Below are 22,290 nucleotides of genomic sequence, written 5' to 3' on the forward strand. Positions count from 1 at the left end.
GTTATTTATTCCGAAAGAAATGATTATGCAAGAATTTTTCAACGGCATGGCCGACATCTTGGAAATCGACGCCGACAAGATCGGGCCGCAACTGAACCTGGGCGACTACGCCTGGGATTCGCTGGCCATCATTTCCACCATCGCGCTGGTCGATGACCTGTTCGACCAGATGCTCGATGGCCAGGCCCTGGCGCAGTGCGTCACCCTGGCCGACGTACTGGCATTGATCACCGTCAAGGCCTGAACATGTCCAGCCTGCGCCTCGCTTCGGGCTTGCCGTTTACCTCCGCACACCTGGCCTTGCGCGGCGTCGTCTGCGCCTTGCCGCGCACGGAAATTCATAATGCCGCGTTCGAGGAGCGCTTTGGCGCCGCCGGCGTGGCCGACGTAAGCAAGATGATCGGCGTGCAGTCGCGCCGACGCGCGCCGGAAGGACAAACCACGGCCGACCTGTGCCAGGCGGCGGCGGAAACCCTGCTGGCAGACCTGGGCTGGGAACGCGACAGTGTCGATGCGCTGATTTTCATCTCGCAGACACCCGACTATGTGCTGCCGGCCACGGCCTGCGCGCTACACGGCCGCCTGGGCCTGCACAAGGCTTGCGTGGCGTTCGACGTCAACCTGGGTTGCTCCGCCTACGCCTACGGCCTGTGGCTGGCGTCGAAAATGCTCGATGGCCAGGCCATCGGGCGCGTGCTGTTACTGGTAGGCGACACCATCAGCAAGACGGTCGACGACAGCGACCGCGCCACGGCACTGCTGTTTGGCGACGCGGGCACGGCCAGCGCGCTGGAATTCGACCCCGCGGCAGCGGCCAGCTACTTCATCCTGGGCAGCGACGGCAGCGGCGAGCGCCACTTGATGATGGCCGCCAGCGCCTGCCGCCCCTACCTGGGCGACGATGCGCGCCTGGCGCAGCGCGATGCGGCCAAGCTGTACATGGATGGCGGCGAAATCTTCAATTTCACGCTGAAGAACATCCCGCCGCTGGTGGCCGACCTGCTGCATTTTTCCGGACGCGACGCGGAACAGATCGATGCTTTCCTGTTCCATCAGGCCAATACCTTCATGCTCAAGCACATCATCAAGAAAACCAAGCTGCCGCCCGAGCGGGCGCCCATCAATATGGACCGCTACGGCAATACCTCGAGCGCCTCGATTCCATTGCTGATCTGCACCAGCCTCGGAGAGCAGGCGCACGGCAAGAACGTGGCCATGTTCGGCTTCGGCGTCGGCTATTCCTGGTCGGCCGCCATGCTGCATCTCGGCTCGCTGCGCGTCAACCGCCTGATAGAAATCTGATCCCATGATATTTACTTCCGACATGCTCGCTGGCCAGCGCATTCTTGTCACCGGCGCCTCGTCCGGCATCGGCCGCGATACGGCACTGCTGCTGGCGCGCTGTGGCGCCCAGTTGCTGATCACGGGCCGAGATGCGCAGCGCCTGGAGCAAACTTTGCAGGCCCTGCCCGGCGACGGCCACCTGGCTGAAACGCTGACGCTCGATGGCGGCGACCACATCGTCGACTTCATGAAGCGGGTCAGTGCAGACCGGCCCTTTTCCGGCCTCTTCCACGCCGCAGGCGTGGAACTGCTGCGTCCCGTCAAGCTATCGAAATCACAACAGTTTGACGACGTCTTCGAGTCCAGCGTGAAAACCGCACTGGCATTAGGCCGCGCGGCCGCGCTGCGCGGCGTGATGCGCGATGGCGCGGCGCTGCTGTTCATGTCCTCGGTGGCAGGTCAGAGCGGCCAATCCGGCATGAGTGTCTATTCGGCGGCCAAAGCCGCCATTGACGGCCTGGTGCGCGCGCTGGCCGTGGAACTGGCGTCGCGCGCGATGCGCGTCAACAGCATTGCCTCCGGCGCCGTCGCCACTGAAATGCATGCGCGCCTGACGCGCGGCCTGCCCGATGAAGCGATGCAAGCCTATCAGCTGCGCCATCCGCTGGGCTTTGGCAGCAGCGACGATATCGCGCAAACGGCGGCCTTCCTGCTGTCCCCGGCGGGACGCTGGGTCAGCGGCGCCACCTGGGCCGTCGACGGCGGCTACCTGGCACGCTGACGCGCCACGCCCATCCGTCCGATCACCTACTGGAAATCGCATGAAAAATATCATCGTCGTCGGCGCCGGCCGCTTTGCCCGTGAACTGCTGTGCTGGCTGGAAGACAGTCTCGATCCGGCCAGCGAGCGCATCGTTGGCTTGCTGGACGACACCATGCCAGCCATGCCCGCGCTGGACGCCCACTATGCCTACCCCGTGCTCGGCAGCATCAGCGACTATGAGCCGGCGTCCGACGACGCGCTGCTGCTGGCGATCGGCGCACCGCAAGCCAAGCTGCGTATCGCGGAGGAACTGGCGGCGCGCGGCGCGCGCTTCCACACACTGGTCCACCCGAGCGCCATCGTGGCCCGCACGGCCCGCCTGGGCCAAGGCGCCGTCATCTGTCCATTCGCCCTGGTCTCGGCCGGCAGCGACGTGGGGGATTTCGTCACCATCAACAGCTACTCCAGCGTCGGCCATGACGCCGTGCTAGGCAAGGGCTGCACGCTCAGTTCGCACGTGGACATCACGGGCGCCGTGCGCCTGGGCGCGGCCGTCATGGTGGGATCGGGCGCCTCCATCCTGCCGCGCGTCGCCATCGGCGAGCGCGCCACCGTCGGCGCCGGCGCAGTGGTGATGCGCCGCGTTGCCGATGGCGCCACCGTGTATGCCCAACCGGCCAAGACCTTATGAATGCCATGCAACAAGCACAACAACTACGCGACGGTTTCTGGCACCTGCTGTGCCATCGCAGCGAACTGCCATCCAGCGGCGACTATCTCAAACTGGAATGGCTGGGCGAGGAAGTGGTCGTATATAACGACCAGGGCAATCTGCTCGCCTTCGACAATCTGTGCCCGCACCGCGGCACGCGTTTTTTCACCGAGACACACGGCAACGCGCCGCTGGTCTGCCCCTACCATGGCTGGTCCTACCGCGCTGGCACCATGCATATCCCATGCCGCGAACGGTATGCGCAAGCCGACCTGGAGAACGCAAAGCTGTATACCCTGCAACTGGACTGGTGTGCCGACTTCCTGTTCGCCGCGCCAGCGCCACGCATGACGCTGGACGAGCAGTTGGGCGACACCTACGCGCTGCTGGCCGATATCTCCTTCAATATCGCGGGGCGCAGCGACCTCAACGCCTATACCTACGAATGCGACTGGCGCCTCGCGCTGGAAAATGCGCTGGAACCGCTGCACGTGCCCTTCGTCCATCCGGAATCGCTGGCCGAATTGCAGCTTGGCGATGGCAGCAATCAGTTTACGCCGTGGACCTCCGTGTGGCAGGCGGAACTGGGCAACGCGCCCATGGCAAAAAAATTACGTTCCATCAAACGCCTGTTCCAGCTAGACCAGCAATACGAAGGTTATCAGAGCCTGTACCTGTTTCCATTTACCATGCTCTCGTCGACCTATTCGTATTCCTATTCGCTGCAACACTTCTTCCCGTCCGCGCAGCCATGGCGCACGCACTTTTCCAGCCGCCTGCTCAATGGCGCCGCCAGTGCATCCAGTGCGGCCGCGCTGCAAGGCTTTTTCGATTCCAGCGCGCGCATGAACCGCCAGGTATTTGAGGAGGATCATGCCATCTGCAAACGCATCGCCAAAGATGCGGCCGACAACCCCCGCTTTGGCATACTGTCCAGCGACGAAGAGAAAATTGCCCACTTCCGCGCTTGCCTTCTTGCCGCCAGCAACTAGGCCGCAGTACTGGGGGCATGCCCCCTTCCTGTGGCAAGGCCGAAAAACAATTCAAAATTTTTCCTCAAAGCATTTAATTAAGGTGTCGGTGCGGTCGTCTTGTACTGGTAGGAGCAGCTAAAAGTCGCTCCTCACCGCAACCACCCAATTAGGAATGACACCATGCTGAGCCTTCACACCAACGCTGCCTCCCTGTCGGCACAAAATTCGATCACCAACACCCAGTCCAAACTGTCGACTTCGATGACGCGCCTGTCCACCGGCTTCCGCATCAACTCGGCCATGGACGATGCTGCCGGCCTGCAAATCGCCACCCGCCTGAAAGCACAAACCAGCGGCATGACCGTTGCGATGAACAACACGCAAAACAGCACCTCGCTGCTGCAAACGGCTGAAGGCGCATTCGCCGAAGTGACCAACATGCTGGTGCGCATGAAAGACTTGGCGACCCAGGCAGCCGATGCTTCGTCGACCGCCAACGACAAGACCGCCATGCAAGCGGAATACAATGCACTGGGCCAGGAACTGTACAACGTGATGACCAACACCACGTTCGGCGGCACCAAGCTGCTGGGCAACGGCACCGCCGGCTCGGGCGCCACCCTGTCGGCGTCGATGACGTTCCAGATCGGCGCCAGCTCGACGGAAAAAATGAGCTTTGACGTCTCCGCCAATCTGAGCGCGCTGAATACGGCCCTGGGCGGCCTGAGCACGAATTTCTCCTCGGCAGGCACGACGACTTCCTCGGAACTGACGACTTCCGCCAACACCACCATCGGCCTGCTGGCTGACGCCATCGACAGCGTCAGCACCGTGCGTTCGGCACTGGGCGCGACGGCCAACCGTCTGGACCACGTCAACACCAACTTGTCGAACATCGCCACCAACACCAAAGCCGCTACCGGCCGCATCATGGACACCGACTTCGCCACCGAAAGCTCGAACATGACGTCGTCGCAAATGCTGCTGCAAGCTGGCACCGCGATGCTGAAACAAAGCAACAGCATGTCCTCGATGGTCATGTCCCTGCTGCAATAATATGGACTTGGCCCCCTGCGGCCATTCCATCGAAGCCAGACTGCGGTCTGGCTTTTTTTTCGTACGCACCTTGCGCAGGCATGCCGCAACACCGGCCGGACAGGCCGGCGGAGCAAGAAATACCATTTATTTTAAAAAATTTCCTTAAAGCATTTAATCAAGGTGGCGGCACGGTCGTCTTGTACTGGTAGGAGCAGATAAACCGTCGCTCCTCACCGCAACCACCCAATTAGGAATGACACCATGCTGAGTCTTCACACCAACGCTGCCTCCCTGTCGGCACAAAATTCGATCACGAACACCCAGTCCAAACTGTCGACTTCGATGACGCGCCTCTCGACCGGCTTCCGTATCAACTCGGCCATGGACGACGCTGCCGGCCTGCAAATCGCCACCCGCCTGAAAGCACAAACCAGCGGCATGACCGTTGCGATGAACAACACGCAAAACAGCACCTCGCTGCTGCAAACGGCTGAAGGCGCATTCGCCGAAGTGACCAACATGCTGGTGCGCATGAAAGACTTGGCGACCCAGGCAGCCGATGCCTCGTCGACCGCCAACGACAAGACCGCCATGCAAGCTGAATACAACGCATTGGGCCAGGAACTGTACAACGTGATGACCAACACCACGTTCGGCGGCACCAAGCTGCTGGGCGACGGTTCGGCAGCTACGGCTGGCACGCTGTCGGCATCGATGACGTTCCAGATCGGCGCCAGCTCGACCGAAAAAATGAGCTTCGACGTTTCCGGCAACCTGACCTCGCTGAACGCTGCCCTGACCGGCCTGAGCACAAACTTCGCCGCAGCCGCATCGACCGGCGCCACGGAACTGACCGCTTCCGCCAACGCCACCATCGGCAAGCTGGCCGCCGCCATCGACAGCGTCAGCACCGTGCGTTCGGCACTGGGCGCGACGGCTAACCGTCTGGACCACGTCAACACCAACTTGTCGAACATCGCCACCAACACCAAAGCCGCTACCGGCCGCATCATGGACACCGACTTCGCCACCGAAAGCTCGAACATGACGTCGTCGCAAATGCTGCTGCAAGCTGGCACCGCGATGCTGAAACAAAGCAACAGCATGTCCTCGATGGTCATGTCCCTGCTGCAATAATAGGAACTCGGCCGCTTGCGGCCAGCCTCTCGAAGCCAGACTCCGGTCTGGCTTTTTTTTCGCCTGCAATCGCAGGCCTTCCTTGCATGTTGAACTAAATTGCCGTCACATTTAACGATGTTGCCGGCATAGTCGCCTATACAAGGTAGAACACCGAACAATCGTCCACTGGAGCCGCCGCGTGCTGAGCATTCATACCAATACTGCCGCACTGTCAGCCCAGCGGGCCATGGGCTGGGCACAGCAAATGCTGTCGACGTCGATGACGCGCCTCGCCACCGGTTTTCGCATCAACTCGGCCATGGATGATGCGGCCGGCTTGCAGATCGCCACCAGGCTGAGCGCCCAGACCAGCGGCATGGCAGTAGCCATGCGCAACACGCAGAACAGCACTTCCCTGCTGCAAACGGCCGAAGGCGCATTTGGCGAAGTCACCGCCATGCTGGTGCGCATGAAGGACCTGGCCACCCAGGCAGCGGACGCCTCGTCGAACCAGAAGGACCGCGACGCCATGCAGGGCGAATACGATGCGCTGGGCGCCGAACTGTACAACGTGATGACGAATACCCGCTATGGCGGCACTTTATTGCTGGGCAACGGCAGCGCCGGCCAAGGCACCTTGTCGCAGGCGATGACGTTCCAGATCGGCGCCACCGGCAGCGAGACCATGCAGTTCAACGTGGCGGGCGACATGGCCGGCCTCGATGCGGCGCTGCGGGCGATCTCCGTCAATTTCGCACCGGGCGCCACGGCCGGCAGCGAATTTGCCAGCAACGGCAGCGCCAACGGCATGATCGACCTGCTGGCGGCGGCCGTCGACAAGGTCGGCAGCCTGCGCTCGGCGCTGGGCGCCACCGCGAACCGGCTCGGCCACATCTACAATAACCTGTCCAACATGGTCACCAACACCAGGACCGCCATCGGCCGCATCATGGATGTCGATTACGCGGCCGAAAGCGCCAACATGACCTCGGCGCAAATGCTGCTGCAGGCCAGCACGGCCATGCTCAAGCAAAGCCAGAGCATGAGCAAGCTGATTCTCTCTCTACTACAATAGTTACCGGCAGGGCGCGATGGCGGATCGGATTAATATGGACCAGCAGGAAACAATGGCATGGCGATAGACCGCATTTCATCGGGCAACCCGGTGCCCCTGATTACCCAGCGCTTCGACGTCAGCCCCGCCACGCCGATGGTGCCGGGCGTGGTACAGCCGCTGGTGCCCATCGGCCCCTACATGGCGCCCGCGCCGGACGCCGGCACCCTGCCCGCCCAGCTGCAACAGCAGGGGCAGGACAGCCTGGCGTCCCTCATCAAGCCGAATGCCGACGGCACGGGCGGCGCCATGCCGCGCGACAGCAGCGCCATGCAGGTCAATCAGCTGTTCTTCACGCGCCAGCTGGTCTGGCAGCCGCCCGACGCGGCGCAGCTGGCCGCCTCGTGGCGCGTGATGGTCAAGACGTATGGCGAGCAATATGCGGCCCTGCAGGAACAGGCGCGCGGCCAGCACGTGCCGGGCAGCCTCTTCATGGCCGAGCAGCAACCGGCCCTGCTGCGCGAAGGCGCTCGCCCTCCACTGACGGTCGACAGCGAAGCGTGGCGCTTCGCCGTGTATGGCTGGGGCGGTCAACGCCTGCTGCTGCGCGTGCTGGCCAGCGACGAGGAAGACGAGGCAACGCCCAGGCGGCGCGGCAAGGTGGCGCTGCGCGTCGAACTGATCATCATCGGCATCGGCCGGGTCGTGATCCAGATGGAGCCGGCCGGCGACGGCGTGCTGCTGGAGCTGGCCGCCGACGAGGAAGCCGCATCGCGCCATGTGCGCCTGGCCCTGCCCGAGATCGCCGGCGCCGTGCGGCGCGCCGGCCTGCGCGTGGTGCGCTGCCGCCTGAACCGCCAGCTGCACGCGCAGCGCGTGCATGGCAATTACCCGATGCAGGCGGGCGCCGCCTCGCTGTCGCTGGCCCTGTTCCGCGCCATGGCCGAAGTGGCGCTGCTGCTGACGCAGCCGGAAGCGGAAGCGGCGGCCGACCCCGACGCGCCCGCGGCCCCCGCGGCAGAAGCCGAAGAGGAAACCATCGCCGTTTCGAAGGAAGTGGCGGCGCCGCTCGCTTACGACTATGGCGACGACGAAGACACGGCGCAAGGCGGCACCGTGCTGCTGCTGGCCGACGGCCAGGAGCACGAGCTGCTGCCGCCCATCGACGAGCAGGATTGACGCGGCAAGATTGATACTGCATAAAGAAAACGGCGCCCGCAGCGCCGTTTTCATTTCACCGTACTACCCCACCGTGCCGATGATGCTCACTTCGCGGTTCTCCGGGATTTCGTTGTACGACAGCACGTGCAGGCCCGGCGCGAACAGGCGCGCATAGCGGGCCAGCAACGGGCGGATCTGCGGCAGCACCAGCAGCAGCGGCGGCGTGGCTTGCTGCTTCATCTGCTCGCGCGCCACCGGCATGTTCACTTGCAGCTGCGACAGCAGGTGCGGATCGATCGGATAGTTATCCAGCGTCACCTTGCCCGCCTGGCGCGCCTGGTTCAGCGAACCGAGCAGCATGTTTTCCAGCTCGCCGCCCAGGTTGAATGCCTGCATTTCCATCTTCTGGCCGAACAGGCCGCTGACGATCTGGCGCCGCAGCGCACAGCGCACTTCGGCGGCCAGCAGGATCGGGTCCTTGGTCGTTTCCGAGCTGTCGAGCAAGGTGGTGGCGATGGGCACGATATCCTTCAGCGACACATTTTCCGCCAGCAAGACGCGGAACACGCGCAGCAACTGCGTGTGCGTGAGCGCCTTGTCCAGCGCGCCGGCCAGCTTCGGCGACAGGGCCGTCAGGCGTTCCATCATGTTCGACACGTCTTCGTGGCGGAACAGTTCCGGCAAGTATTCGCGCACCATCTTCGACAAGTGCGTGGCAATCACGCTGGGCGCCTCGATGACCTGGTAACCGAGGCCCAGCGCATGCGCCTTTTCACTCGGCTCGATCCACGTGACGGGCATGCCGTAGGCCGGCTCGATGCCGGGAATGCCGTCCAGCTGGCCATACACGTTCGGCGACGGGATCGCCATCAGCCGGTCGGCCTGCACTTCCGCCTGCGCCACCACGGTGCCCGACAGCACGATGGCGTACTGCGACGGCTTCAGGGCCAGGTCGTCGCGCACGCCGATATTCGGCAGCAGCAAGCCCATGGCCTCGGACAGGCTCTGGCGCACGCCCTTGACGCGCTTGGTCAACGGTTCGCCTTGCGTCTTGTCGACCATGCCGACCAGCTTGTAGCCGAGCATCACCATCAGCGGCTGCACGGCGGGCAATTGCTGCCACTCCAGCTCGGCCGGGCGCTCGTCGCGCAAGGCCGCCTCGATGGCCGCCATGCCGGCCGCGTCGGGCCCCTTCACGCGCTTGGTCAGGCGCCAGGCCACGAAGGCCAGCACGGCCGCAAAGGTCATGAACATGAACCACGGCATGCCCGGGATCAAGGCCAGCGCCACCATCATGCCGGCCGCGCTGAAGATCACCGTTGGCGAGGTCAGCACCTGGCCAGCCACCTGCTGTTCGAAGTCGCCCGAATCGCTGATGCGCGTGACCAGGATGGCGGCGGCGGCCGACAGCAGCAGCGCCGGAATCTGCGCCACCAGGCCATCGCCGATGGTCAGCAATGCGTACTGGCGGAAGGCGTCGCCGAACGACAGGTCGTGCATCAGCGAGCCGATGGCCACGCCGCCCACCATATTGATGATCAGGATCAGGATACTGGCGACGGCGTCGCCGCGCACGAACTTCGAGGCGCCGTCCATGGCGCCGTAGAAATCCGCCTCGGCGGCCACGTCCTTGCGGCGGATCTGGGCTTTTTCCTGGTTGATCAGACCGGCGTTCAGGTCGGCGTCGATGGCCATCTGCTTGCCCGGCAAGGCATCGAGGGTAAAGCGCGCGGACACTTCGGAAATACGCTCGGCGCCCTTGGTGACGACGGCGAAGTTGATGATCATCAAGATCACGAAGACCACGATACCGACGACGAAGTTACCACCAATCACGACGTTACCAAACGCCTCGATCACCTTACCGGCCGCGTCCGCGCCCGTATGGCCGTGCAGCAGCACCACGCGCGTCGATGCCACGTTGAGGGTCAGCCTGAGCATGGTGGTGGCCAGGATCACCGTCGGGAAGACGGAGAAATCGAGCGGCCGCTTGGCCGAGACGCTGACGAGGATGACGATCAGTGCCAGCACGATATTGAAAGTGAACAAGATATCGAGCAGCACCGGTGGCAGCGGCAGGATGATCATCGCCAGGATCACCAGCAGGAACAGCGGCGTGGCGAACTTGTGGCGGCGCATTTCAGCAACCACGCGGTTCAGGAAATTCATGAAGGTACTACCTCGCTCAAATGAGATGGCACGACCACCTCGGTGGGAAATGGGGGCTGGGCGGCACGCTGCCCAGTACGGAATGCTTTCAGCTGGAGTATGTAGTTGAGCACCTGCGACACGGCCTGGTACAGCTGCACGGGAATCTGCTGCTGCACCTGGCTGGTGTTGTAGATGGCGCGCGCCAGCGGCGGCAACTCCAGCGTTTCAATATCGTGTTCCTTCGCCACTTGGCGGATGTACAGCGCCATCTCGTCGACGCCCTTGGCGACGACGAACGGCGCCTCGGCGCGGTCCTGGTCATATTTGAGCGCGACGGCGTAATGCTCGGGATTGACGATCACCACGTCGGCGTCCGGCACGGTCTTGCGCACGCTGCGCCGGCCGATCTGCTGCTGCAACTGGCGGATGCGCTGGCGCACTTCGGGGCGGCCTTCGCTGCTCTTGTGCTCTTCCTTGACATCCTGCTTGCTCATGCGCTGGTTACGGGCAAAGAAAAACGCCTGCGCCGGCACGTCGATGATGGCAAACAGGACGAAGACGGAAATGAGCGCCATCAGGCCGTCGAGCATCAGCGCCGAGCCATCGAGCATGGCTTGCTGCAGGGGCCGGTGTTGCAAGTCCACGTACTGCGTCAGGCTGGCGCGGCTCACGTGCACGAGCACCATGCCCAGCACGGCGGCCTTGGCGATGGACAGGCCGAATTCAAACGCATGCTTGGGCGCGAACAGGCGCCCCAGGTTCTTGGCCGGGCTCAGGCGCTCCATCTTCGGCATCCAGTTCTTCGTGCTGATGACCCAGCCGCCAGGGATCAATGAGCCGAGCACCACAAACAGGGGCACGCAGAACAGCGGCACGATCATCTTGATCAGCAAGCCCACCGACGTCGTGAACGCCATCGACATGGCATTGTCCAGCGCGCCCTTGCTGTCGAGCGGCATGAAGGCCATGGCGAACAGCTCGCGAAAGCTTTGCAGGTAGCCCGGCAGCAGGTAAATGAAGACCTTCATGCTGATCAGGATGCCCAGCGCCGTCGACAGGTCGCGCGAACGCACCACCTGCCCTTCCTGGCGCGACTTCTTCAGCTTTTGCTGTGACGCCTTTTCTGTCTTGTCGCCCGTGCTGCTATCCGCCATGGGCCACCCCTTTCCGCACGTGCCCGACAAGCGTAGCGAGCAAGTTCAATGCCGGGTTGAGTAGCGCAGCTGTACGGAGGTACAGCGAGCAACGGATGCCCGGAAGTGGACTGCGCAGTAGCTTGTTGGCACGTGCGCTATCCATGGGCCACCCGCATCTGTTCGGCGATCATGTCGAGCACGCGATTGGTCATGGCGACATAGTGTTCCGGGATGAAGCGCACGATCTGGATCAGCATCAAGAGGCCGAACATGGTGATCATGGAAAAACCCAGCGAAAACAGGTTCAGCGACGGCGCCACCCGGTTCAGGAAGCCGAAACCCAGCTGCACCACCATGGTGGAAAAGACGATGGGCAAGGCCAGCAGCATGGCGGCGGCGAAGATCCACGCCACGTTATACGCCACCGTCTGCAGCAACATCGGCCCGTAGCCCTGCCCCACCGGCCAGGCCGTGAAACTGGCGCCGATCACGCCCGTCAGCACGAGGTGGCCGTCGATGGCGAAAAACACGATCATGCACATGATGGTCAGCAGCCCCGAGATCACGTCCGACGAGGTGCCGTTGAGCGGATCGTTCATGACGGCCATGGAAAAGCCCACCTGGCTCGACACCAGGTAACCGAGCACCGACATGACGGACATGGCGAAGTGGAAGGCCAGGCCCAGGATGAAGCCGATGATGGCCTGCTCCAGGGTGGCGACGGCGGCGTGCAGGGAAAACGGATCGATCTTCAGCAACTCCTGCGACACGCCCGACGCCTGCATCACGGGCAGCATCAGGATCGCCAGCACCAGCGACAGCAGCACCCGCACGGGGACGGGCACCATCGCGTCGCCGATCACGGGCGAGGCGCTGAGCATGGCCAGGATGCGGCAGAACGGCCACCACACGGCCAGCAGAAACGGCAGCACCTGATTGAAGATCTGATCCATGGCGCGCGGCGCTATCCGACCAGGGTGGCGGCGCGCTGAAAAATGGACACGCAATAATCCATCAGGTAACCGGCCATCCAGCGTCCGGCCAGGATCAGGGCCAGCAAGGTGACCAGCAGGCGCGGCAGGAAACTCATGGTCTGTTCATTGATCGAGGTGGCCGCCTGCACCAGCGCGACCAGCAAGCCCATGAGCAAACCGGGCACGACCAGGATCACCACCAGCAGCATCACGACATGCAGCGCTTCGATGATCAGGTCGACGGCGACTTCAGGGGTAAACATCGGTCAATATCCCTGTATGCTGGTAACCAAGGTGTTGACGGTCAGGGTCCAGCCATCGACCAGCACGAACAGCAACAGCTTGAACGGCAGCGAGATGACGAGCGGCGACAGCATCATCATGCCCATGGCCATCAGCACGGACGCCACCACCAGGTCGATGATGAGGAAGGGGATGAACAGCATGCAGCCGATCTGGAACGCCGTCTTGAGTTCGGACAAGACAAACGCCGCCAGCTTGACCGTGAAACTGTGGTCTTGCGGGCGCATGCTGGACGGCTCGCCGGCCAGGTGCGCGATCTGCGCCAGCGCGGCCTTGCTCGTCTGGGCCAGCATGAAGCGCGAAATCGGCACTTCGGCGATCTTCAGCGCTTCCTGCATGCCGATCTGGTCGCGGTCGTAAGGCACGAACGCTTCCTTCCACACCTGGTCGCCGATGGGGCGCATGACCAGCAAGGTGAGGATCAGGGCGATGCCCGTGACGATGCGGTTGGGCAAACCCTGCTGCAGGCCCAGGGCCTGGCGCAGCAGGGACAGCACGATGACGAAGCGGGTAAAGCTGGTCATCATCATGACCATCACGGGCAGCAGCCCGAGCAGGGTCATGACGACCAGGATCTGCATCTTCACCGACAGGTCGGTCTTCGCGCCCGGCACCACGCCGGACAGCAGGTCCTGCGCGCCGGCGGCGTTGCAGCACAGCATCAGAACGGGAACAGCCAGCGCGGCGGCCAGCGCGCCGCGGCGCCGGCTCAAACCGGGTACCGCCAGCTTCATGCTGTCATCAGGTCGAGATTGAGGCCGTCGAGGTCGATGACTTTCAGGCCATAGTTCTCGCCGGCCACCACCACTTCGGCACGGCCGATCGGCGTGCCGTTGACCTTGATCACCAGCGGTTCGCCGGCCAGCATGTCGAGTTCGATCACGCTTTCCGGGCCGATGGCCATCAACTCTTCCAGCGATATGCGGGCCGAGCCCACTTCCAGGGTCAGGGTGACGGGAATCTTGCGCATCATCTGCGGAATGTCGCGCCGCGCGCGGCCGCTGGCCACTTCGGACACGTCGCCCTGGTCGATGATCATGTCATCGCCCAGGTCTTCCAGCAGGGTTTCGCTCTGGTTGGTATCGGTCATATTCATATTATTCGACATCTTCAAAGGAGGTTAAACAGAGCTTGCCCTTGTGTTCGGAAACAGCAGCTGTAAATAAACGGGAATCGTCGAGCATGACGTCGGTACGGCTGAGGCTAACGGGAATCACGTCGCCCACGCGCAGGTCGAACAAGGCGCCCAGTTGCACCTGTTTGCTGACGAGCCGGCCTTCCAGCGTCACTTGCAAACGCGACGCCAGCGGGCGCACGCTGCCACGCAAGGCTTTCTTCGCCTGCGCGCGCTCGGGCAGCAGCCCGCGCAACACGTCGGCCATCAGGCGCTTGTCCAGCGAGAACCAGAACTGACCGCTCTGCCCCGCTTCGACGTCGCTCAGCGCCACGGTGACGATCCAGCTGCCGCGCGCCGGATGCACGCCCGACTGCGCGGCGACCTCGGCACTGGTGTCGATGTCGCTGCTCTTGCCCAGGGTTTGCAGGTTCTTGTGGACGCGGGCGAACAAACTGTTCACCAACTGTTGTCCAAGCACCACAGCGAGGCGCTCCTCCGTGGCGGTCACGCGCACCTGCGCCGGATCGGGCAGCGCCCCCTTGGCGCCGGCACTACCATAGCGATAGTTCAGCACGCTCAAGAGTATCTGCCGTTCGAGGGCAAAGCCCGTCTGGCCGGCCGGCGTGGAAAAACTCAGCCAGCGGTTCACGCTGTCTTCGTTCTCCACGCGCGACAAGGTCACGGCATCGATCTGGAAGTTGCCCCAGTAGCGACGACTCATCGGCTGGCGCAAGGCCACGGCCAGGTCGTCGCGTAGCTGGGCGCCGAATACATGCAGCAAATGAACAGGACGTCCAAGCAGACAGGAATCGAGGACTTGATGGCGCACAGTTTGATCTGTCTTGGTAATGATTGTCATGTAGTGGTCATGTCGGTATTGCGGTGGCAGAACAAATTATACGGATCGCCCGAAATTAAATACAGCGTCATCTTGCCCTGGCGAACTGGTCCGCAAGCAAACGATTGCGCATCGTATCGCATGCTAGATGACTACGGTGCTGAACAATACATGAAAAAGCCAAATATTGCCATGTATCAATATTCCTTGAGGCAATCCTCTCTTTACTTTATAGTTGCCTACAGGTAAGCTTATGGCGACCAAATGTCGATTTGCAGTGCGCCATTCCGCTTACCTGATTCCGGTTTTATGGCAGTTTCCAGTTCTTCTTATTGCCATCAGCAGAAACCATTATCAGATAAATATTAGTTGTCATGGCCATGTAAATCACGTCGGCATGGGTTTGCCGGGGTTGTTTGAATCTGCTTGAGCGGATGGTGTGGCAACTGATAAAACTGATGGGCCCTGCACATCGGGCCGGGCACGATGGCATTGAATCTAATGTCTGCCGGAATGGCAACACCAGTAATTCTGATTGATACGTCACCGCATATTGAAAGTAGAGGGCACGATGAGCAACGAACTCGCAGGTCTGATCAAGGCCGATCTGGCAGCACTGAGCAATGACGCGCGCGCCCTGGGCGCCAGCATCGCGCCGGCCGCCCAGTTCGGCGCACCGGAAGCATCCGGCTTCTCCTTCGCGCAAAGCATGCAAGACGCCATCGGCAAGGTCAACGGCGATGACCGCCTGGCCGCGCAAAAAATGAGCGACGTCGACAGCGGCAAGAGCGACGACATGGTCGGCGCCATGCTGGCCAGCCAGGAAGCGAGCCTGTCCTTCTCCATGTTGATGCAAGTGCGCAACAAAGTCATGGGCGCCGTCGACGAACTCATCAAACTGCCTCTGTAATCTTCACGTCCTGATCCACGCCCAGCCTCCCAGCGAAAGTTACCCCAAGTGATTACCACCATGAAGTCCGCATTTGCGCGCTGGCGCCCTGGCGCCCAGCCCGCCATCCCGCCCGCCCTGCTGAAAAACCTGGTTCCCATCGTCGTGCTGGCCATCGGCATCACCGCCATGGTGACCATGTATGCCTGGCGCGACCAGGCCAACTACAAGCCGGTGTTTGGCGCGCGCGAAAAAGTGGCCGTGACGGACATGATGGCCACGCTGGACGCCGAGCACATCCCCTACCGCCTGCATCCGGACAGCGGCCAGGTGCTGGTGCCCGACGCCATGTTGGGCAAGGTGCGCATGCTGCTCGCCTCGAAGGGCGTGACGGCGCAACTGCCGGCCGGCCTGGAACTGATGGACAAGAATGACCCGCTGGGTGTGTCCCAGTTCGTGCAGGACGTGCGCTTCCGCCGCGGCCTGGAAGGCGAACTGGCGCAAAGCATCATGACGATGGACGCGATCGCTTCGGCGCGCGTCCATCTGTCGATTGCCAAGTCGACGTCGTTCGTCGCCAGCGACGGCGACAAATCGTCCGCCTCGATCGTGGTGGCGCTGAAACCGGGCCGCACCCTGGCGCCGGAACAGATCGCCGCCGTCATCAACATGGTGGCCGGCAGCGTCGCCAGCCTGGCGCCCACGCGCGTGAGCCTGGTCGACCAGGGCGGCAACCTGCTGTCCGCGCACGTCGACCTGACGGACGGCTTCGATGCCTCGGCCGCCGGCAATGAAGGCGCCAAGCGCTTCCAGGATGAGATCCGCCGCAACGTCACGGGCTTGCTCGGTCCCGTCATCGGCGAAGACAACTTCAAGCTCAGCGTGACGGCCGCCGTGAACAACGACCGCGTGGACGAAACGCTGGAAAAATACGGCGAAGCCCCGAAAGTGACGAGCGAAGCGATGCGCGAAGAACAGGAACGCAACCGCACCGTGGCCGGCATCCCGGGCAGCCTGTCGAACCGTCCGCCGGCGGCCGCCGTGCCGGCACCGACCGACGCCGCCGGCGCCGCCCCTGCCGATGGCGCGCCGAAGCCGTCCGACGACGGCACGGCCCGCAAGAACGCCACCACGCGCCAGTACGCCTACGACCGCAGCATCACGCAGATCAAGCGCAGCCGTGGCCGCCTGGAAAAACTCAGCGTCGCCGTCGTCCTCAACAGCGCCGCCGCACCGAATCCGAAAACCGGCTGGACTCCTGCCGAACTGGGCAATATTGAAAAAATGCTCAACAGCGGCCTCGGCATCAACGCCCAGCGCGGCGACAGCCTGAGCCTGACGGCGCTGCCCTTCCCGGCCAAGCCGCCCGTGGCGCAGTGGTGGGAAGAGCGCGACACCGTCGTCGATTTCAGCAGCTGGCTGCTGTACGCCCTGGGCGCCGTGCTCGGCTACTTCCTGATCCTGCGTCCGCTGCTGCGCCTGTTGACCACGCGCCTGGCGCCGCCGACGCTGAAACAGCTCGACCCGGCCCTGGCACTGGGCGGCAGCAACGCCGCCGGCGCGAATGGCGCGGCCGTTGCCGGCGCGCCTGCCCTGGGCGTGAATGGCACACCGCTGGCGCTCGAAGGCGAAGCCGCCGCCGGCGGCAGCATGCCGGTCGTGCCGCTGCTGGAAAATTATGACTTGCCGCCACCCGGCTCGGCGGTCGACGTGATGGTCGACCACCTGAAAGTGCTGGCGGAAAAAGAACCCGAGCGTGTCGCCGAAGTCGTCAAACAATGGATGCAGAAAAATGGCCGAACTCAACAACAATAATTTCCCTGACGACGCAGAAGTCGAGAGCGTCAATCTGAGCCCTGTGGAACAGGCCGCCATCGTGCTGCTGAGCATCGGCGAAGAACAGGCGGCCAATGTGCTGCGCTGCCTGTCGCGTGAAGAATTGCTGGAAGTCACGCAGGTGATGTCGCGCATGAGCGGCATCAAGGTCGAATCCGTGAAAACGGCCATGCAGACCTTCTTCGACGACTACCGCCAGCAAAGCGGCGTGCACGGCGCCTCGCGCAGCTACCTGAAGCGCTCGCTGGACATGGCGCTGGGCAGCGATATCGCAAATAGCGTGCTGAACAACATTTACGGCGACGCGATCCGCCCGAAAATGGCGCGCCTGCAGTGGGCCTCGCCAAAATGGCTGGCCGAATACATCGTCAACGAGCACGTGCAGATGCAAGCCGTGTTCCTGGCCTTTTTGCCGCCCGCGCTGGCCGGCCAGATCCTCGACGCCCTGCCCGTCGAAGGCCGCGACCTGGTCTTGCTGAACCTGGCGCGCCTGGACGAGATCGACCGCGACCTGCTGGTCGAGCTCGACGAACTGGTGGGCCGCTGCCTGGGTACGCTCGACACGCAGAGCACCAGCGTGGAAGGCATCCGCCAGGCCGCCGAGATCCTCAACCGCATGCCGGGCAACCGCGCCGCGCTGGTCGAGCTGCTGCGCGCGCACGACCCGGAAGTGGTCTCGGAAATCGAACTGAGCATGTACGACTTCCTGATCCTCGCCACGCAGAGCGACGTCACGCTCACGCGCATCCTGGAAGACGTGCCGATGGAACAGTGGGCCATCGCCCTCAAGGGCGCGGAACCGTCGATCCGCGAAGCCGTGCTGAAAACCATGCCGCGCCGCCAGGCGCAGAGCTTCGAGGACATGATGCGCCGCTCCGGCCCCGTGCCATTGAGCCGCATCGAACAGACGCGCCAGGAAATCATGGCCACCGTCAAGGGTCTCGCCGATGCGGGCGAGATCGAAGTGCAATTGTTTGCCGAAGCGGTGATCGAATGAAACACTTCCGCTCGTATCGTTTCCCGCCGCTGTCGCAATTCATCGCCGCCGGCCAGCGCGCCTCCAACGAGGATGCCGATGGCCAGTGGCAGGCGTCCGTCTCGGAAGGCTTCGAGCAGGGCCAGCGCGACGGCTACGAAGTGGGCCTGGTGCAAGGCCAGCAGGACGGCTACGACGCCGGACGCAGCGATGGCGTGGCGCAGGGCCGCGAAGAAGGCCGCAATGAAACCCTGGTGGCGCTGGACCGCCTGGCGCGCCCCGTCGACGCCATTTTGCGCGACCTGAAAAAAGTGCGCGCCGATTACCGCGAAGCGCAGCGCAAGGAAGTGGTCGACCTGGTGGCCAAGGTGGCGCGCCAGGTGATCCGCGCCGAACTGGCGCTGCAGCCGGTGCAATTGCTGGCCCTGGTCGACGAGACCCTGGCCTCGATGCCGCCCACGCGCGAGGAAATCGACGTCTTCCTCAATCCGGAAGAATTGAAACGCATCAGCGAGCTCGATCCGAAACGCGCCAAGCGCTGGAACCTGATCGCCGACGCGCGCCTCGACGCGGGCGAATGCCGCATCAAGGCGGGCGACAATGAAGTCGACGCGGGCTGCCACCAGCGCCTGTCGGCTTGCATGGAACAAGTCAGCAGCCACCTGGCGCTGGCCGCCGAACACGCGGACCAGGGCGCGCCTGCATGATCGCCGACACGCTGCGCAGCTTCGAGATCGGCGACATTCCGGTCGCGACACCCACCGGCCGCCTGGTCGGCGCTTCCGGCCTGCTGCTGGAAAGCGCCGGCTGCCGCCTGCACACGGGCCAGCGTTGTCAGATTGAAACTGTGAACGGCGAATGGCTCGATGCGCAAGTCGTGGGTTTTCGCGAAAAACTCTCCTACCTGATGCCGTTCAAGAAGGCCACGGGCCTGACCACGGGCGCGCGCGTCCTGCCCCTGCCCGACAAGGCCAGCCTGCAGATCGGCCCGTCGTGGCTGGGCCGCATGGTCAATGGCCTGGGCGAACCGATCGACGACCTGGGCCGCCTCGGCGGCGAACACGTCCTGGAAGTGACGCCGCCGAAGATCAATCCCCTGAAGAAACAACCGGTGGTCGAGCCGCTGGACGTGGGCGTGCGGGCCATCAACAGCATGCTGACCCTGGGCAAGGGCCAGCGCGTGGGCCTGATGGCCGGCTCCGGCGTGGGCAAGAGCGTGCTGCTGGGTCTGATCACGCGCCAGACGGTGGCCGACGTGGTCGTCGTCGGCCTGATCGGCGAACGGGGCCGTGAAGTGCGCGAATTCGTGGAAAAGTCGCTGGGCGCCGAAGGCTTGAAAAAGGCCGTGCTGGTGATCGCGCCCGCCGATGAATCGCCCCTGATGCGCATCATGGCCACCGAGTTATGCCATTCGATCGCCGCGCATTACCGCGACCAGGGCAAGCACGTGCTGCTGCTGGTCGATTCGCTGACGCGCTACGCGATGGCCTTGCGCGAAGTGGCGCTGGCCTTGGGCGAGCCGCCGGCCACGCGCGGCTACCCGCCGTCCGTGTTTTCGAACCTGCCGCAGCTGGTGGAAAGCGCCGGCAATGGCGCCCACCCGGAAGGCAGCATGAGCGCCATCTACACGGTGCTGGCCGAAGGCGACGACCAGCAGGACCCGGTGGTCGACACGGCGCGCGCGATTCTCGACGGCCACATCGTGCTCACGCGCGAACTGGCCGAGCGGGGCCACTACCCCGCCATCGACATCGCCGCCTCGATCAGCCGCTGCATGGCGCAGGTGATCACGCCCACCCACATGCAGGCGGCGCGCGCGCTGAAGGCGTCGATGGCGCGCCACGCGCGCGTGCGCGACCTGATCCCGCTGGGCGCCTACGTGCCCGGCGCCGACCCGATCACCGACCGCGCCGTCCAGCTGCACGCGCCCATCGAAGCCTTCCTGTGCCAGGGCACCAAGGAAGAGGCGCCGATGGGACCGTGCATCGAACAACTTGAACAGATCATGGCCTAGGAGCATACGTGAGCGACGCGCATACCATCCGCAACCTGACCACCCTGGTCGGCCTGCGCAGCACCGAAGTGGAACGCCTGCAGAGTGACATGGCGGCGCAGACGGCCGTGCGCGAGCGCTACCAGAAAAACCTGGAGCGCCTGACGGGTCTGTACACGGATAGCGGCCCCAGCGGCGCCCTGCCCCTGGCCCTGTCCGTCAACTGCGGCAACTTCAAGCAAGCCGTGATGCAGATGGCCGACCAGCACCGTACCGATTTGCATTTGCACGAAGCCAACATGGCCGTTTCGCAACGCGCCCTGAATACGGCCTGGGCCAAGCGCGAGGTGCTGGACCAGGTGCTGACGCAAAAACAGAAACATGTTGCAAATGAGCAACAACGTGTCGATGCCAAGCGGCAAGACGAGCTGGCGACCCAATTCTGGTTCCGCGGGCAGGTAAAATGAGGTTTGTGTAAGTTTCTTTCAGGAAAACTTCACGAAACGGGAATGGGGGTCGCCTTGTACCGGTATATCCCTTTATTCAGGAGTCTGGCATGGCAAACGCAATTACCGCACCACGATACGATCCGCTCGTCACAGCAGAACAACTGGCTACCAAATCGGTGGCGGCGCAAAAAGCAGCCCTGGCGGCTCAGACCACGCTTGCCAACAATACCACTAGCGCGCTGAGCAACCTGAAATCGGCCATCTCGGCATTCCAGCTGGCGATGACGAACATGACGTCCAGCAAGTCCGTGCTGAGCCAGTCCGCCACCTTCAGCAACACCGCGTATGGCACGGCCACGGCCGGCATCAAGGCGGCGCCGGGCAGCTACGCGTTCTTTGTAGAACAACTGGCCACGGCCAGCCAGACTTCGTACGGCGGCTTGAGCAGCACTACGCCCGCCAACGGCGGCAACATGACCATCCGCATCGGCGATCCGCTGGCCGCTGTCACCGCCGACAACGCCTTCGACATCGACCTGGCCGCCGCCAACAAGGATGGCGACGCCTACCTGACGCCACAGGAACTCGCCGCCGCCATCAATGGCAACAGCAAGAATAACGCGCGCGTCACCGCTTCCGTCATCAATATCGGCAACCAGGCGCAACTGGTGCTGACGTCGAATCTCACCGGCGTCGCCAATGCCGTCTCGATCGACACGGGCAGCGTGACGGATCCGACGCTGCAGACAGCGTTGCAGAGCGACAAGAAGACCCTCGTGGCGCCCAAGGATGCCATCGTCTGGCTGGGCGCGCAGGGTTCCGGCACCAAGATCACCCAGGCGTCGAATACCTTCACCAACGTGCCCGACGTGAAAATGACGTTCACCAAGGCCATGACGGCCGGCGAGAATCCGATGACCGTGACCGTCGGCACCGACAGCGCCGGCACCATTGCCAATGTGCAGGCTTTCGTCGATGCCTACAACAAGCTGAAAAGCGTGATGGATGGCCTGGCCAGCCCCGGCAATCCGGAGAAAAATATCGCCGCCGGCATCTTTGCCCACGACTCCGGCCTGAACGCCCTGCGCAGCAGCATGGGCGACGCCTTGCGCCTGACCGTCGACGGCGTGTCGCTGGTGGCGTATGGCATTACCGCCCAGCGCGACGGCACGATCAGCCTGAATACCGCCAAGCTGACGGCCAAGCTGGCGGACAATCCTGGCGGCCTGGACAAACTGTTCGGCAATAACAGCCTGTCGGCGCCTGCCGGCGTGCTCGGCGGCCTGGACAAGGTGCTGGGCCAGTGGAGCAATGTCACCAAAGGCCAGATCACCCAACGCATGGCAGCGACGGACAAGTTGCAGAAAAGCCTGGCCAAGAGCAGCGAACGCCTGACCACGCAATACAACACGGCGTACAGCCGTTTCCTGGATCAATATTCCCGCCTGCAGGTATTGCAGGAGCAAATGATCCGGAATTCCGACATGTTCGATGCCATGTTTAATAACAGCAAATCCTAAGGC

23 protein-coding genes are annotated in these 22,290 nt (G+C 63.2%); 16 read left to right on the plus strand and 7 right to left on the minus strand.

What is annotated here, in order from left to right; genetic code table 11:
• Nucleotides 1-25 precede the first annotated feature (25 nt).
• The 9 genes from J0O65_RS23270 to J0O65_RS23310 all read left to right on the plus strand — a co-directional run bounded on the left by J0O65_RS23270 (nt 26) and on the right by J0O65_RS23310 (nt 8,123).
• Nucleotides 26-244 (plus strand): acyl carrier protein, encoded by a 219-nt coding sequence (locus J0O65_RS23270; protein ID WP_215409569.1) that lies wholly within the window; start codon nt 26-28, stop codon nt 242-244.
• Nucleotides 245-246: 2 nt separating this feature from the next.
• Nucleotides 247-1,302 (plus strand): ketoacyl-ACP synthase III, encoded by a 1,056-nt coding sequence (locus J0O65_RS23275; RefSeq protein ID WP_215409570.1) that lies wholly within the window; start codon nt 247-249, stop codon nt 1,300-1,302.
• A 7-nt stretch (nt 1,303-1,309) separates the two neighbouring features.
• Nucleotides 1,310-2,065 (plus strand): SDR family NAD(P)-dependent oxidoreductase, encoded by a 756-nt coding sequence (locus J0O65_RS23280; RefSeq protein ID WP_215409642.1) that lies wholly within the window; start codon nt 1,310-1,312, stop codon nt 2,063-2,065.
• A 40-nt stretch (nt 2,066-2,105) separates the two neighbouring features.
• The gene (locus J0O65_RS23285) at nt 2,106-2,738 is read left to right on the plus strand and encodes an acetyltransferase (RefSeq protein WP_215409571.1); all 633 of its coding nucleotides are present in this window, start codon (nt 2,106-2,108) and stop codon (nt 2,736-2,738) included.
• 5 nt (nt 2,739-2,743) lie between these two features.
• Nucleotides 2,744-3,751, plus strand: a complete 1,008-nt coding sequence (locus tag J0O65_RS23290; protein ID WP_215409572.1) for a Rieske 2Fe-2S domain-containing protein — start codon at nt 2,744-2,746, stop codon at nt 3,749-3,751.
• 162 nt (nt 3,752-3,913) lie between these two features.
• The gene (locus J0O65_RS23295; RefSeq protein ID WP_215409573.1) at nt 3,914-4,789 is read left to right on the plus strand and encodes a flagellin N-terminal helical domain-containing protein; all 876 of its coding nucleotides are present in this window, start codon (nt 3,914-3,916) and stop codon (nt 4,787-4,789) included.
• 243 nt (nt 4,790-5,032) lie between these two features.
• On the plus strand, nt 5,033-5,908 hold the full coding sequence (locus tag J0O65_RS23300; RefSeq protein WP_215409574.1) for a flagellin N-terminal helical domain-containing protein: 876 nt from the start codon (nt 5,033-5,035) through the stop codon (nt 5,906-5,908).
• A gap of 181 nt (nt 5,909-6,089) precedes the next feature.
• On the plus strand, nt 6,090-6,965 hold the full coding sequence (locus J0O65_RS23305) for a flagellin N-terminal helical domain-containing protein (RefSeq protein WP_215409575.1): 876 nt from the start codon (nt 6,090-6,092) through the stop codon (nt 6,963-6,965).
• Nucleotides 6,966-7,022: 57 nt separating this feature from the next.
• Nucleotides 7,023-8,123: a hypothetical protein gene (locus J0O65_RS23310; protein WP_215409576.1), complete on the plus strand. Its 1,101-nt coding sequence runs from the start codon at nt 7,023-7,025 to the stop codon at nt 8,121-8,123.
• A 63-nt stretch (nt 8,124-8,186) separates the two neighbouring features.
• Here J0O65_RS23310 and J0O65_RS23315 read toward each other — a convergent pair whose 3' ends face one another.
• The 7 genes from J0O65_RS23315 to J0O65_RS23345 form a co-directional block, all read right to left on the minus strand.
• Nucleotides 8,187-10,274, minus strand: a complete 2,088-nt coding sequence (locus J0O65_RS23315) for a flagellar biosynthesis protein FlhA (RefSeq protein ID WP_215409577.1) — start codon at nt 10,272-10,274, stop codon at nt 8,187-8,189.
• Nucleotides 10,271-11,410 carry an EscU/YscU/HrcU family type III secretion system export apparatus switch protein gene (locus tag J0O65_RS23320; protein ID WP_215409578.1) on the minus strand — a complete coding sequence of 380 codons (1,140 nt, stop codon included), beginning with the start codon at nt 11,408-11,410 and terminating at the stop codon, nt 10,271-10,273. The genes J0O65_RS23315 and J0O65_RS23320 overlap by 4 nt, the downstream gene beginning before the upstream one ends.
• Nucleotides 11,411-11,547: 137 nt before the next feature.
• On the minus strand, nt 11,548-12,345 hold the full coding sequence (locus tag J0O65_RS23325; protein ID WP_215409579.1) for a flagellar biosynthetic protein FliR: 798 nt from the start codon (nt 12,343-12,345) through the stop codon (nt 11,548-11,550).
• Between the two features lie 11 nt (nt 12,346-12,356).
• On the minus strand, nt 12,357-12,629 hold the full coding sequence (locus J0O65_RS23330) for a flagellar biosynthetic protein FliQ (protein ID WP_034757874.1): 273 nt from the start codon (nt 12,627-12,629) through the stop codon (nt 12,357-12,359).
• A 3-nt stretch (nt 12,630-12,632) separates the two neighbouring features.
• Nucleotides 12,633-13,403: a flagellar type III secretion system pore protein FliP gene (fliP, locus tag J0O65_RS23335; protein ID WP_077403187.1), complete on the minus strand. Its 771-nt coding sequence runs from the start codon at nt 13,401-13,403 to the stop codon at nt 12,633-12,635.
• Entirely contained in the window at nt 13,400-13,765 is a 366-nt protein-coding gene (locus J0O65_RS23340) for a FliM/FliN family flagellar motor switch protein (RefSeq protein WP_152252601.1), read from the minus strand. The genes fliP and J0O65_RS23340 overlap by 4 nt, the downstream gene beginning before the upstream one ends.
• Nucleotide 13,766: 1 nt before the next feature.
• Nucleotides 13,767-14,567, minus strand: coding sequence for a FliM/FliN family flagellar motor switch protein (locus J0O65_RS23345; protein WP_215409580.1), 801 nt, complete (start codon nt 14,565-14,567; stop codon nt 13,767-13,769).
• A 628-nt stretch (nt 14,568-15,195) separates the two neighbouring features.
• Here J0O65_RS23345 and fliE point away from each other — a divergent pair.
• The 7 genes from fliE (at nt 15,196) to fliD (ending at nt 22,287) form a co-directional block, all read left to right on the plus strand.
• The gene (gene fliE / locus J0O65_RS23350) at nt 15,196-15,534 is read left to right on the plus strand and encodes a flagellar hook-basal body complex protein FliE (protein WP_215409581.1); all 339 of its coding nucleotides are present in this window, start codon (nt 15,196-15,198) and stop codon (nt 15,532-15,534) included.
• Nucleotides 15,535-15,594: 60 nt separating this feature from the next.
• On the plus strand, nt 15,595-17,328 hold the full coding sequence (gene fliF / locus J0O65_RS23355) for a flagellar basal-body MS-ring/collar protein FliF (protein ID WP_215409582.1): 1,734 nt from the start codon (nt 15,595-15,597) through the stop codon (nt 17,326-17,328).
• A complete protein-coding gene (locus J0O65_RS23360) occupies nt 17,306-18,346 on the plus strand; it encodes a flagellar motor switch protein FliG (RefSeq protein WP_215409583.1) in 1,041 nt (346 codons plus the stop codon). Before fliF ends, J0O65_RS23360 begins: the two co-directional genes overlap by 23 nt.
• Complete coding sequence (fliH, locus tag J0O65_RS23365) at nt 18,343-19,032, plus strand: flagellar assembly protein FliH (RefSeq protein WP_215409584.1); 690 nt, start codon at nt 18,343-18,345, stop codon at nt 19,030-19,032. Before J0O65_RS23360 ends, fliH begins: the two co-directional genes overlap by 4 nt.
• Complete coding sequence (gene fliI, locus J0O65_RS23370; RefSeq protein WP_215409585.1) at nt 19,029-20,339, plus strand: flagellar protein export ATPase FliI; 1,311 nt, start codon at nt 19,029-19,031, stop codon at nt 20,337-20,339. Before fliH ends, fliI begins: the two co-directional genes overlap by 4 nt.
• Before the next feature lie 8 nt (nt 20,340-20,347).
• Nucleotides 20,348-20,785 carry a flagellar export protein FliJ gene (gene fliJ, locus J0O65_RS23375; RefSeq protein WP_096235040.1) on the plus strand — a complete coding sequence of 146 codons (438 nt, stop codon included), beginning with the start codon at nt 20,348-20,350 and terminating at the stop codon, nt 20,783-20,785.
• 89 nt (nt 20,786-20,874) lie between these two features.
• Nucleotides 20,875-22,287 (plus strand): flagellar filament capping protein FliD, encoded by a 1,413-nt coding sequence (gene fliD, locus J0O65_RS23380; protein ID WP_215409586.1) that lies wholly within the window; start codon nt 20,875-20,877, stop codon nt 22,285-22,287.
• Nucleotides 22,288-22,290: the final 3 nt, after the last annotated feature.

The sequence above is a fragment of the Janthinobacterium sp. JC611 genome, from assembly GCF_018682595.1.
Classification (GTDB): domain Bacteria; phylum Pseudomonadota; class Gammaproteobacteria; order Burkholderiales; family Burkholderiaceae_D; genus Janthinobacterium.

Excerpts from the sequence above, each read along its gene's own strand:
- J0O65_RS23270 (WP_215409569.1), top strand. The coding sequence starts at position 26 with ATGCAAGAATTTTTCAACGGCATGGCCGACATCTTGGAAATCGACGCC.
- J0O65_RS23275 (WP_215409570.1), top strand. The coding sequence starts at position 247 with ATGTCCAGCCTGCGCCTCGCTTCGGGCTTGCCGTTTACCTCCGCACAC.
- J0O65_RS23285 (WP_215409571.1), top strand. The coding sequence starts at position 2,106 with ATGAAAAATATCATCGTCGTCGGCGCCGGCCGCTTTGCCCGTGAACTG.
- J0O65_RS23290 (WP_215409572.1), top strand. The coding sequence starts at position 2,744 with ATGCAACAAGCACAACAACTACGCGACGGTTTCTGGCACCTGCTGTGC.
- J0O65_RS23295 (WP_215409573.1), top strand. The coding sequence starts at position 3,914 with ATGCTGAGCCTTCACACCAACGCTGCCTCCCTGTCGGCACAAAATTCG.
- J0O65_RS23300 (WP_215409574.1), top strand. The coding sequence starts at position 5,033 with ATGCTGAGTCTTCACACCAACGCTGCCTCCCTGTCGGCACAAAATTCG.
- J0O65_RS23310 (WP_215409576.1), top strand. The coding sequence starts at position 7,023 with ATGGCGATAGACCGCATTTCATCGGGCAACCCGGTGCCCCTGATTACC.
- J0O65_RS23315 (WP_215409577.1), bottom strand. The coding sequence starts at position 10,274 with ATGAATTTCCTGAACCGCGTGGTTGCTGAAATGCGCCGCCACAAGTTC.
- J0O65_RS23320 (WP_215409578.1), bottom strand. The coding sequence starts at position 11,410 with ATGGCGGATAGCAGCACGGGCGACAAGACAGAAAAGGCGTCACAGCAA.
- J0O65_RS23325 (WP_215409579.1), bottom strand. The coding sequence starts at position 12,345 with ATGGATCAGATCTTCAATCAGGTGCTGCCGTTTCTGCTGGCCGTGTGG.
- J0O65_RS23330 (WP_034757874.1), bottom strand. The coding sequence starts at position 12,629 with ATGTTTACCCCTGAAGTCGCCGTCGACCTGATCATCGAAGCGCTGCAT.
- fliP (WP_077403187.1), bottom strand. The coding sequence starts at position 13,403 with ATGAAGCTGGCGGTACCCGGTTTGAGCCGGCGCCGCGGCGCGCTGGCC.
- J0O65_RS23340 (WP_152252601.1), bottom strand. The coding sequence starts at position 13,765 with ATGAATATGACCGATACCAACCAGAGCGAAACCCTGCTGGAAGACCTG.
- fliE (WP_215409581.1), top strand. The coding sequence starts at position 15,196 with ATGAGCAACGAACTCGCAGGTCTGATCAAGGCCGATCTGGCAGCACTG.
- fliF (WP_215409582.1), top strand. The coding sequence starts at position 15,595 with ATGAAGTCCGCATTTGCGCGCTGGCGCCCTGGCGCCCAGCCCGCCATC.
- J0O65_RS23360 (WP_215409583.1), top strand. The coding sequence starts at position 17,306 with ATGGCCGAACTCAACAACAATAATTTCCCTGACGACGCAGAAGTCGAG.
- fliH (WP_215409584.1), top strand. The coding sequence starts at position 18,343 with ATGAAACACTTCCGCTCGTATCGTTTCCCGCCGCTGTCGCAATTCATC.
- fliI (WP_215409585.1), top strand. The coding sequence starts at position 19,029 with ATGATCGCCGACACGCTGCGCAGCTTCGAGATCGGCGACATTCCGGTC.
- fliD (WP_215409586.1), top strand. The coding sequence starts at position 20,875 with ATGGCAAACGCAATTACCGCACCACGATACGATCCGCTCGTCACAGCA.